At 19.4% G+C, this 11846-nt stretch carries 10 protein-coding genes and 1 pseudogene; 4 read left to right on the top strand and 7 right to left on the bottom strand.

All coding sequences use genetic code 11. The annotated features are described in order from the left end of the window. Window positions 1-523: pseudogene (locus tag GJT91_RS01045) on the top strand (dihydrolipoyl dehydrogenase); the annotation flags it as partial. A gap of 103 nt (window positions 524-626) precedes the next feature. Here GJT91_RS01045 and dapE read toward each other — a convergent pair. From dapE to GJT91_RS01075, 6 genes are all read right to left on the bottom strand, one after another. Next, complete coding sequence (gene dapE, locus GJT91_RS01050) at window positions 627-1787, bottom strand: succinyl-diaminopimelate desuccinylase (protein WP_168868408.1); 1161 nt, start codon at window positions 1785-1787, stop codon at window positions 627-629. A 73-nt stretch (window positions 1788-1860) separates the two neighbouring features. After that, entirely contained in the window at window positions 1861-4194 is a 2334-nt protein-coding gene (gene lon, locus GJT91_RS01055; RefSeq protein WP_168868409.1) for an endopeptidase La, read from the bottom strand. Window positions 4195-4264: 70 nt separating this feature from the next. Then, window positions 4265-5527, bottom strand: a complete 1263-nt coding sequence (clpX, locus tag GJT91_RS01060; protein WP_425483094.1) for an ATP-dependent Clp protease ATP-binding subunit ClpX — start codon at window positions 5525-5527, stop codon at window positions 4265-4267. A 52-nt stretch (window positions 5528-5579) separates the two neighbouring features. Then, window positions 5580-6215, bottom strand: a complete 636-nt coding sequence (gene clpP, locus GJT91_RS01065) for an ATP-dependent Clp endopeptidase proteolytic subunit ClpP (RefSeq protein WP_281352645.1) — start codon at window positions 6213-6215, stop codon at window positions 5580-5582. 60 nt (window positions 6216-6275) lie between these two features. After that, window positions 6276-6554: a BolA/IbaG family iron-sulfur metabolism protein gene (locus GJT91_RS01070; protein WP_168868411.1), complete on the bottom strand. Its 279-nt coding sequence runs from the start codon at window positions 6552-6554 to the stop codon at window positions 6276-6278. 104 nt (window positions 6555-6658) lie between these two features. Then, window positions 6659-7438, bottom strand: a complete 780-nt coding sequence (locus GJT91_RS01075; protein WP_168868412.1) for an inositol monophosphatase family protein — start codon at window positions 7436-7438, stop codon at window positions 6659-6661. A gap of 202 nt (window positions 7439-7640) precedes the next feature. Here GJT91_RS01075 and GJT91_RS01080 point away from each other — a divergent pair, with 202 nt between their 5' ends. The 3 genes from GJT91_RS01080 (at window position 7641) to GJT91_RS01090 (ending at window position 10524) form a co-directional block, all read left to right on the top strand. Next, a complete protein-coding gene (locus tag GJT91_RS01080; protein ID WP_168868413.1) occupies window positions 7641-8216 on the top strand; it encodes a NifU family protein in 576 nt (191 codons plus the stop codon). A gap of 109 nt (window positions 8217-8325) precedes the next feature. Continuing rightward, window positions 8326-9234: a homoserine O-acetyltransferase/O-succinyltransferase family protein gene (locus GJT91_RS01085; RefSeq protein ID WP_168868414.1), complete on the top strand. Its 909-nt coding sequence runs from the start codon at window positions 8326-8328 to the stop codon at window positions 9232-9234. Window positions 9235-9258: 24 nt separating this feature from the next. Continuing rightward, the gene (locus GJT91_RS01090) at window positions 9259-10524 is read left to right on the top strand and encodes an aminoacyl--tRNA ligase-related protein (RefSeq protein WP_168868415.1); all 1266 of its coding nucleotides are present in this window, start codon (window positions 9259-9261) and stop codon (window positions 10522-10524) included. Here GJT91_RS01090 and tilS read toward each other — a convergent pair. Further along, window positions 10499-11830 (bottom strand): tRNA lysidine(34) synthetase TilS, encoded by a 1332-nt coding sequence (gene tilS / locus GJT91_RS01095; protein WP_168868416.1) that lies wholly within the window; start codon window positions 11828-11830, stop codon window positions 10499-10501. The two genes, GJT91_RS01090 and tilS, sit on opposite strands and share 26 nt — an antisense overlap. Window positions 11831-11846: the final 16 nt, after the last annotated feature.

The following is an 11846-nucleotide window of genomic DNA, read 5'->3' on the forward strand; positions in this document are numbered from 1 at the left end:
TAATCAAATGAAAACTAATATTCCAAATATATATGCTATAGGAGATGTTGTAGGTAATCCTATGTTAGCACATAAAGGAATTCATGAAGGACATTTAGCTGCAGAAGTTATTGCTGGAAAAAATCATTATTTTATTCCTAAAGTGATTCCATCAATTGCGTATACTAATCCAGAAATAGGTTGGGTAGGAATAACAGAAAAAAATGCTATAAAAAATAATATAGATTATAAAACTTCATCTTTTTCTTGGAAAAATTTAGGAAGAGCTATATCTTCTGATGAAAAAAATGGATTAACTAAATTAATTATAGAAAAAAGTTCTAATCGAGTTATTGGTGGAAGTGTTATTGGATATAATGCAGGAGAATTATTAGGAGAAATTAGTTTAGCAATTGAAATGGGATGTGATGTAGAAGATATTGCTTTAACTATACATGCTCATCCTACTTTTTATGAATCTATTGGAATAGCAGCAGAAATATATTTAGGATCAGCAACAGATATTATTAATATTAATAAATAAAATTTTAATTTATATAATTTTAAATTTAGAATTTTTATATTTATTTAAAATATAAATTTATATATTTTACCATTTTAAATAAAAAATTATTTTATTATAAAATTTATAAAATAAGAATTTCTTTTATTATTTTATAGTATATTTTATATATTATATTTAAATCATTGATATATACACATTCATTAATTTTATGAATAGTAGAATTAATTAATCCTAATTCCACTATTTGTGCACCAGTTTTAATAATAAATCTTCCATCAGAAGTACCTCCATTATTAATTAATTTTGGATTAATATTATTTATTAAATTAATATTTTTTTTTACTATTTTTAATAAATTTTTATTTTTTTTAAAATTATCATAAATACTTAAAAAAGGTAATCCTGATAAATTCCATTTTATATCATAATTAACAATATATTTTTTTATAATATAATTTAATTTTTTTAAAATATCTTTATAATAAATTTCATTATTAAAACGAAAATTTATATATAAAATAATATTTCCTGGTATAATATTATTATTTTTTATATCAGAACTTATTTTTGTTATTTGCATACTAGTTTCAGGAAATAAATAACTTTTTTTACTCCATTTAATTAATAATAATTTATTTAGTAAAGGTACTACCATATGTATGGGATTTTTTGCCAATTTATGATATGCAACGTGTCCTTGTACACCTATAATTTTTAATTTAATATTTAATGAACCTCTTCTTCCATTTTTAATAATATCTCCTATAATTTTATTACTTGTAGGTTCTCCTATTATACAATAATCCAGTTTTTCTTTTTTTTTTATTAATTTATTAATAACTTGAATAGTACCATTTTTTGCGTTACCTTCTTCATCAGAAGTAATAATAAAAGCTAAACGACCATTATAATTAGGATATTTTGTAATAAATTTTTTAGCCGCAATAATCATTGCGGCTAAGGATCCTTTCATATCACAAGCTCCTCTTCCATATAATATATCATTTTTTATGATAGCTTTAAATGGATCAAATTTCCATTTTTTAATATCACCTGGAGGAACAACATCTGTATGTCCAGCAAAAACTAAGGTATTATTATTTTTATTATTACCATTATGAAATGCCCAAAAATTTTTTGTATTTTTAATATTAATTAATTTAATATGAAAATTTAATTGTTTTAAAATTTTTATTAATATATTTTGACATCCTGCATCAAAGGGACTAATAGAACGACACTGAATAAGTTCTTTAGTTAAATTAATTATTTTTTTTAACATAATAATCATTTACTTTTATTATAAATATTTTTGTATAAAAAATTATTTGAAAAAATAGTTATTGATTCAAAGTTTAATATGGTTTATTTTGTAAAGATAATAATAATACTTCTTCAATATTTTTTACTGGAAAAATTTTTAGATCTGCAATAATATTTTTTGGTATATCTTCTAAATTTCTTTTATTTTGTTCTGGAATTAAAACAATATTAATACCTCCTCTATGAGCGGCTAATAATTTTTCTTTTAATCCTCCTATTGCAAGAACCTGTCCTCTTAAAGTAATCTCTCCGGTCATAGCTACATTTGCTTTTACAGGATTATTAGTTAAACTTGATACCAGAGCTGTACACATAGATATTCCAGCACTAGGTCCATCTTTTGGTGTAGCTCCTTCTGGAACATGTACATGAATATCTATATTTTTATAAAATTCCTTATTAATATTTAATTTTTCTGTTCTTGCTTTTACTACAGTTAATGCAGTTTGTATTGATTCTTGCATTACTTCTCCTAAAGATCCTGTATAAGTTAATTTTCCTTTTCCAGGTATACATACAGTCTCAATTGTTAATAATTCCCCTCCAACTTCTGTCCATGCTAATCCGGTAACTTGTCCTACAATATTTTCATTTTCCGCTTTTCCATAATCGAATTTTTTTACACCTAAATAATCTTTTAAATTAGAATTATTAATTACAATTGATTTAACATTTTTTTTTATTAAAATCATTTTAACAGTTTTTCTACATAAAGTAGATAATGTTCTTTCTAATCCTCTTACTCCAGATTCTCTAGTATAATATCTTATTATATTTATAATTGCTTTATCATTTATAAATAATTCTTTTTCTTTTAAAGCATTATTTGTAAATTGTTTAGGTAACAAATATTTTTGTGCTATACTTAATTTTTCATCTTCTGTATAACCAGATATTTTAATTACTTCCATTCTATCTAAAAGAGGTAATGGTATATTAATAGAAGAATTTGAAGTTGCTACAAACATAACATTAGATAAATCATAATCTATTTCAAGATAATGATCGTTAAAAGAAACATTTTGTTCTGGATCTAAAACTTCTAATAATGCTGCTGCAGGATCTCCTCTCATATCATATGAAATCTTATCTATCTCATCTAATAATAATAACGGATTTTTTACTCCGGATTTAATTATTTTTTGTATTATTTTACCAGGCATAGAACCAATATATGTACGACGATGACCTCTTATTTCTCCTTCATCTTTTATTCCTCCTAATGCTATTTTAATAAATTTTCTTCCTGTTACTTTTGCTATAGATTTTCCTAATGATGTTTTACCTACTCCAGATGGACCTACTAAACATAAAATTGGTCCTCTAATTTTATTAGATCTATTTTGTACTGCTAAATATTCTAAAATATGTTCTTTAACAGATTCTAAACCAAAATGATCTTGATCTAATATTTTTTTAGCTTTACATAAATTTTTTTTTAATCTACTTTTTTTATTCCATGGAATTTGTATCATCCATTCTATATATCCTCTAACAACTGTTGCTTCAGCTGACATAGGAGACATCATTTTTAATTTTTTTAATTCGGCATAAGTTTTTTCTTTTGCTTCTTTTGGCATTTTTGCTAATTTTATTTTTTTTTTTAATATTTTATTTTCATCAAAATATTCATCTGTTTCTCCTAATTCTTTTTGTATAGCTTTCATTTGTTCATTGAGATAATATTCTTTTTGACTTTTTTCCATTTGTTTTTTAACTCTATTCCTAATTTTTTTTTCTACTTGTAATAATTCAATTTCTGATTCCATTATAGCCATTAAATATTCTAATCTTTCATTAATATTTGACATTTCTAATATTAATTGTTTATTAGATAATTTTAAAGTCATATGTGCTGCTATAGTATCAGCTAATTTTGCTGCATCGTTAATATTATTTAAGGAATTTAAAACTTCTGGAGGAATTTTTTTATTTAATTTAGTATATCTTTCAAATTGATTAATAGCTGTTCTTATTAATATTTCTTGTTCTTTAACTTCAAGATTAGGCGAAGATAAATATTCTATTTCAGCTGTGAAATAATTATCGTTATCTGATAAAACTTTTATATTTGCTCTATATAAACCTTCTACTAATATTTTTACTGTTCCATCAGGCAATTTTAACATTTGTAAAATAGAAGTAATTGTTCCAACACTAAATAAATCATTAATATTAGGATTATCATTAGATGCTTCTTTTTGAGCAACCAACATAATTTTTTTATCATTATGCATTGCTGTTTCTAAACAACGAATAGATTTTTTTCTACCAATAAATAAAGGAATTACCATATGAGGATATACTACTACATCACGTAATGGTAATACAGGAATTACAATACGTTCTGAAATTTCAGAATTCATAAATTTTTCTCTTTATTATAATTATATTATAAAATATATTTTTATATATAAAATTAAAATTAATTATATTTTAACTATTATTTTTATATTCTATAATAGGTTGGGAAATATTATTAATAACATTACTATTAATTATAATTTTACTTATATTTTTTATTGAAGGTGTATCATACATTATATCTAATAATGATTTTTCTAAAATAGATCTTAGTCCTCTAGCCCCAGTATTTAATAATAATGCTTTTTTAGCTATTAATTCAATAGCATCATCTTTAAATTTTAATTTAATATTCTCATATTTAAATAAGGTTTGATATTGTTTAATAAGAGAATTTTTGGGTTCTAATAAAATTTTTATTAATTTTTTTTGATTTAATTCATTTAATGAAACTATAATAGGTAAACGTCCTATAAATTCTGGTATTAATCCAAATTTTATTAAGTCTTCGGGTAAAATTTTTTTTAAAATTTTATATTTATTACAAAATTTATTTGAATTTTTTTCTTTTTTTATATGAAATCCTATTTTACTAGAACTATTTAATCGATTTAAAATAATTTTTTCTAATCCATAAAAAGATCCAGCACAAATAAATAATATATTTTTAGTATTTATTTTAATAAATTCTTGTTGCGGATGTTTCCGTCCACCTTGTGGTGGTATAGAGGCAATTGTACCTTCAATTAATTTTAATAAAGATTGTTGAACACCTTCTCCGGAAACATCTCTTGTTATAGAAACATTTTCTGATTTACGTGCAATTTTATCAATTTCATCAATATATATAATACCATTTTCTGTTTTTTCTATATCATAATTAGCATTTTGTAATAATTTCTGAATAACATTTTCTACATCTTCTCCTACGTATCCAGCTTCTGTTAAAGTAGTTGCATCTGCAATAGCAAAAGGTATATTAAGAAAACGTGCTAATGTTTCAGCTAATAATGTTTTACCACTACCAGTAGGTCCTAATAAAAGGATATTACTTTTTTCTATTATATTATCTTTTTTATTATAATTTTTTAATTTTTTATAATGATTATATACTGATACTGAAAGTATTTTTTTAGCTTGTGATTGACTAATCACATAATTATTTAAATAATTAAAAATTTTATGTGGTGTAGGTAAATTTAAATAATTATTTTTATTAAAATTTTTATATTGTTTTTGATTTTCTTTTTGTAAAATATTATTACATAATGTAATACATTCATTACAAATATGAACTTTATTATCACTTAATATTAATTTAATAACTTCATTCTGTGTTTTTTTACAAAAAGAACAATATAATATTTTATTTAAATTATCCTTTTTTTTTATCATCAAAAACCTCATTTAAAAATTAATAAGTAGTAATTTTTATAATTTTATAAAACTAAGTAATAATATTATTTTTATTAGAAATAATATCATCTATTAAACCATATCTTATCGCTTCTTTAGCTGTTAAAAATCTATCTCTATTAGTATCTTTTTCAATAATTTCAATAGATTTACCTGTATGAAGTGCAAAAAGTTTATTTAGGTAATTTTTTATTCTTAAAATTTCTTGAGTTTGAATTTCTATATCAGTTACCTGACCTTGATAACTTCCTATTGGTTGATGTATCATTATTCTAGCATTAGGTAAGCAAAATCTTTTATTTTTTTTCCCAGCTGCTAATAAAAAAGCAGCCATTGAACATGCTTGTCCTATACAAAGAGTGCTAATATCTGATTTAACAAATTGCATAGTATCATAAATACACATTCCTGATGTAATAATGCCTCCTGGACTATTTATATAAATAAATATATCTTTATTTGGATCTTCTGATTCTAAAAATAATATTTGTGCAACTATTAAATTAGCCATACTATCTTCAATAGTACCGGTTAAAAAAATAATACGTTCTTTTAATAATCTTGAAAAAATATCATATGATCTCTCTCCTTTAGAGGTTTGTTCTATTACAATTGGTATTGTATACATTTGATGTTTTTTAAAAATTTTATTATTTTTTTTATACAAAATTATTATCCTTTTTTAAAAATGAAAAATTTTTTATATAATATGTAGATAATGTATATTTTATATTTTATGAATTTTAATTTTTTCCCATTCAACAGATGTATAAGTATATAAAGATAATGAATGAATATCCTTTAATATATCACCTATAATATGATATATTAATCTATGTCTACTAATTAATTTTTTTTTAATAAAAAAATTACTAACAATAATAATTTCTAAATGAGTTATTAAATTTGATATATGATTATTATGATTATGACTATTATTATTAATTTTTAAATATATAGGTTCTAATTTAGATTTTATTTTATTTTTTATTTTTTTTATAATCATTATGATATGTCCGGGACTTTTAATTTTATAATTTAAATTATATTTTTTATATATTTATAATTAAATAATTTTTTTATTATTAAAAAATAATTATAATTTATAAATTATTTAATTTTAGAAATTACTAATTTTATAATATCAGCATTACCTGCTAATATGTTAGTAGAATTTTTATAATTACAATTACCTACAAAATCTGTTATTAATCCGCCTGATTCTTTAATAATTAATTCTCCAGCAAGTAAATAATTAAAATTTTGTACATTATTATTTAAATAACAATCAATTTTATTTGCAGCTAAATATGCTAAATCTAAAGAAATAGAACCACTTATTCTAAGTGAAATTAAATTTTTAATAAATAAATTGATTAAATCAACATTTTTTTTTTTTGTAAAAAACATATAATTAGTATTTAAAGCAAATAATAAATTTTTATTTTGAAAATATTTATCACAACGTAATTTATAACCATTTAGTTGAGCATTTTGTCCTCTTATTGCTGTAAATAAATCATTTTTTAATGGATCATATACTAAAGAAATTTCAGTTTTTCCTTTTATACAAATAGCAATAGATATTGAAAAATGAGGTAATTTTTTAAAAAAATTAATAATTCCATCTAAAGGATTTATAATCCATACAGTTTTTTTATATTTAAAAATAAAAAATTTTTTTTTACATAAAAAAGTAATATTTTTTGCGTATATATCATAAATTACTTTAGTAATCATATTATTTAAATTTTTATTAATTTTTTTTATAAATAAATTAATATTATGTTTATTATAATCGGAATTTATATTTTGTATTTCATAATTTTTAATAATGATATTACCAATATTACGTATTATACGTATAGCAATATTAAGCATTGGACGCATATATTATTTCTCACTAACCTTTATATATTTTAAGTTAAGTAATTAAAATAATTAAATGATAGATCTAATTCATTTTATAATAAAAAATTAATATTTAAAATATTTTTTTATAAAAAATATATTATTAAATATATTGTTTTTTTTTTTAAAACATATATTATCTAAAATAGATACTTTAATAATTTTAATTATTTTTTTAATTATGTTACAGATTACAAAATCAGCTCAAAAATATTTTTTAGATTTATTATCTCAAAAAGATATTAATACATATATTAGAATTTTTGTTTTAACAAAAAATAATATTTTAAAAGGTAATGTTTCTTTTTGTAATATAAAAAAAATTAAAAATGATGATATTAAATTAGAATTTAAAAAATTTTCTATATTTATAGAAATAAATAGTTTTAAATTTTTAAAAAATATTAAAATTGATTTAATAAAAAAAGAATTATCTTCTAAATTAGAATTCATTTTTTTAAATAAAAAATATAAAGAAAATAATGTAAAAACTAAAGATTTAAAAAAAAATATTAATATTTTTATAAAAAATATAATTAATCCTAAATTATCATTACACGGTGGTTTTATTGTATTAAAAGAAATAACTAAAAATAATATTTTGTTATTAGAATTTCGTGGTGGTTGTCAAGGTTGTGCAATGAGTCAATATACTCTTAAAAATCAAATAGAAAAAGAATTATTAAATAATTTTCCTAGTATTAAAGGAATATGTGATATAACTTTACATAAAAAACATAAATTTTCTTACTACTAAAATAGTAATATATTTTTATTTAAATATTTTATTATATTTTAATAAAAAATTTAATTTTCATAATTCTAACATAATTTTATATAAATATTTAAATAAGGAATAAAGGAATATGCCCGTTTTAGTTATAAAAAAATTACCTGCTATTAATTTTTTAAAAAAAGAAAATATATTTTTATTACAAAAAATTGCAAATAAAAAATATCCAAATAAAATTAAAGTAATTTTATTAAATTTAATGTTTAAAAAAATTGAAACAGAAAATCAAATAATTAGGTTATTATCTAATTCTTCATTATTAATAGATTTATCTCTATTATGTGTTTATGATAAAAAATCATCTAATTATTTATCCATTAAGCATATTAAAAAATTTTATATTAATTTAGAACAAATATCTAGTAAGTATTATGATGGATTAATTATTACGGGAGCACCTTTAGGTTTAATTGATTTTATTAATATAAGATATTGGAAAGAATTTGTAAAAATAATACATTGGGCTAAAAATCATGTTAATTCTATTTTATCCATATGTTGGTCTGTACAAGCTGTATTAAATATATTATATAATATTCCAAAAAAAATTCATAAAAAAAAAATATTAGGTATATTTAAACATAATATTTTATTAAAAAATAATTTTTTAACTAAAGGTTTTGATGATTATTTTTTTGTACCACATTCAAGATATTCTAATTTTTCTTTAAATTTTATTAAAAATTATAATAATTTTAAAATTATTTCTTATTCAAAAGAATCAGGTGTTTATCTTTTTACTAGTAAAAATAATAAATATATATTTGTTACAGGACATCCAGAATATGATTCTTTAACAATACATGAAGAATATTTAAACAATTTAAAAAAAAATAAAAAAAATATAGATATACCTTATAATTATTATCCTCTAAACAATCCCAATTTAATACCTCAAATTAACTGGAAAAGTCATGGTAATTTATTATTTTTAAATTGGTTAAATTATTTAAATTATAAAAAAAATAATATTATTTATTAATAATTAATTTTAAAAGAGGTTTTAGTGTTAACTACTAAATATTTATTTTTTACATCTAAAAATAAAATACATAATCAAAATATAAATAGTTATTCTTTAATGATTAAAGCAGGAATGATTAAAAAATTATCTTCTGGAATATATATTTGGTTGCCAAGTGGATTGAGAGTAATTAAAAATTTTGAAAAAATAATACGTTTTACAATGAATAATATAAATGCAATAGAATTATTATTACCCATGATACATCCTAGTTATCTTTGGGAAAAAAGTGGACGTATAAATGATTATGGTGAAGAATTATTAAAAATTTTAGATCGAAAAAAAAATAGTTTTATTTTAGGCCCTACTCATGAAGAAGTTATTAATTATTTAATAAATCATGAAATTAAATCTTATAAATCTTTACCTATTCATTTATATCAAATACAAACAAAATTTAGAGATGAAATAAGATCTCGTTTAGGAGTTATACGTTCTAAAGAATTTATAATGAAAGATAGTTATTCATTTCATATGAATAAAAAATGTCTACAACAAACATATGAAGTTGTATTAAATACTTATAGAAAAATTTTTGATTTAATACAAATAAATTATTTCGTAATACAAGCAAATAATAGTGTTATTGGTGGAAATATTTCTCATGAATTTCATGTTTTATCAAAAAATGGAGAAAGTAAAATTTTCTTTTTTAAAGATAATTATTATTTTTTAGATAAAAAATTAAAAAAAAATTCAATAAAAATTAAAAATAGTATAGAAATAGCTCATATTTTTAAAATTGGAAAAAAATATTCTGAATCAATGAATATTTATATTCATAATAAAAAAAAAATTAAACAACATTTATATATGGGTTGTTATGGAATTGGCATATCAAGATTAATTGCTGCTGTTATAGAACAAAATTATGATTTAAAAGGTATATATTGGCCTAATTCGTTACTAGCTCCTTTTTTAATAGCTATTATTCCTATTAATATGTATAACCATCCTATGGTAAAAAAAAAATCTTTTTTAATTTATAAAAAATTTATTTCATTAGGTATAGAAGTTCTATTAGATGATAGAAAAATAAATCCTGGTATTATGTTTTCAGATATAGATATTATTGGAATACCATATATTATTATTATCAATAATAATAATATTATTAATAATAATGTTGAATATAGACATAGAAAAACAGGATTTAAAGATATTATTTCTTTAGATTTAATTACTGATTTTATTTTTAAAAAAATTAAATTAAACAAGTGTTTTAATATTTTTTTTCCCAAAAAATAAAAAAATTATTTTTGTTATTTGAAGAAATTTTTCCTTCTTTTGTAACCAAATTATTTTCTAGTTCTGCAATGAATTCATTATTATAAAATAATAACGGTATTTGTTCTCTTTTCCACTTAGGAATTAATAAATTTTTCCATATATCATTTATATTTTTTTTACATTTTAATTCATTAAAATAATATTTACCTGTAATATTAAACTTTATATATACACTTTCATGATAATTTGGTTTTCTTATATTTATAAATTTATCTTTATAATTTATATTAGTATCTAATGTTACTAATTTTCCTAATTTATTAGGTAATATAAATGGAACATTTAAATTATCCCATGTTAATAAAATATTTTTCAAATTATTAAAATATTTTATACAAAACAAATAATTTTTATATTTACGAATAATATATTTTCCTATTTTAATTTGTGGATTATTATTATTTTTACAACAAATAATCTCATTCCATATAATAAATAACATTCTTCTAGAAGGCATATAATAATATTTATTATATTCAATCCATCTTCTAATTATAAAATTTCTTTTTATTGTACTAAATTTATATAATGGAGTAATGAATAAACTATTATTTTTTTGTATTAATTTCATTAATATTGGATTCATTAAATCTACTAAAAGTTTTTCTTGTTCTTGACAAATTATTGAAGATCTATTGACTGAATAATTAAAAAAAGGCCATCTATTTATAATTTTAGGTAAAATAATATTTCTTAAAAAATTACGGTCATATCTTATATCTTTATTACTAGGATCTTCTATCCAACTTATTTTTTTTTCTATAGCATATTTAAATATTTGATTTCTAGTAATCTCTAAAAAAGGACGAAATAATTTTATATTATTTAATATACTTATTTTAGATATTCCAGATAATCCCTTAGGGCCACTTCCTCTTTTTAAAGCAAGTAAAAAAGTTTCACATTGATCATTTAAATTATGAGCAGTAACTAAAATTTCATCATTTTTAATAATATTTTCAAAAATCTTATATCTTTTTATTCTAGCATATTTTTCTATATTATTTTTTTGTGTAATTTTTATATTTTTTTTTATAAATAAAACGTTCCATTTTTGACATTGTAACCTACATATTTTAGACCAATTATTTGATAAAATGTGTAAATTATGATTAATATGAATAGTTCTTAATAAAATTGGATATTTTTCTCTTAATTTTACTAAATTATATAGTAATACTGTAGAATCTATACCTCCGCTATATGCTAATAGTATTTTTTTAAATTTACATAACATTAATTGTATCTCAGTTTTTATTAACATAATTTTATTTTTAAAA

This window comes from Enterobacteriaceae endosymbiont of Donacia semicuprea, assembly GCF_012570535.1.
Taxonomy (GTDB): domain Bacteria; phylum Pseudomonadota; class Gammaproteobacteria; order Enterobacterales; family Enterobacteriaceae.

Coding starts and splice junctions, on each gene's coding strand:
- lon (WP_168868409.1), bottom strand. CDS start 4,194: ATGAATTCTGAAATTTCAGAACGTATTGTAATTCCTGTATTACCATTA.
- clpX (WP_425483094.1), bottom strand. CDS start 5,527: ATGATAAAAAAAAAGGATAATTTAAATAAAATATTATATTGTTCTTTT.
- GJT91_RS01075 (WP_168868412.1), bottom strand. CDS start 7,438: ATGCGTCCAATGCTTAATATTGCTATACGTATAATACGTAATATTGGT.
- tilS (WP_168868416.1), bottom strand. CDS start 11,830: ATGTTAATAAAAACTGAGATACAATTAATGTTATGTAAATTTAAAAAA.
- dapE (WP_168868408.1), bottom strand. CDS start 1,787: ATGTTAAAAAAAATAATTAATTTAACTAAAGAACTTATTCAGTGTCGT.
- GJT91_RS01080 (WP_168868413.1), top strand. CDS start 7,641: ATGTTACAGATTACAAAATCAGCTCAAAAATATTTTTTAGATTTATTA.
- GJT91_RS01070 (WP_168868411.1), bottom strand. CDS start 6,554: ATGATTATAAAAAAAATAAAAAATAAAATAAAATCTAAATTAGAACCT.
- GJT91_RS01085 (WP_168868414.1), top strand. CDS start 8,326: ATGCCCGTTTTAGTTATAAAAAAATTACCTGCTATTAATTTTTTAAAA.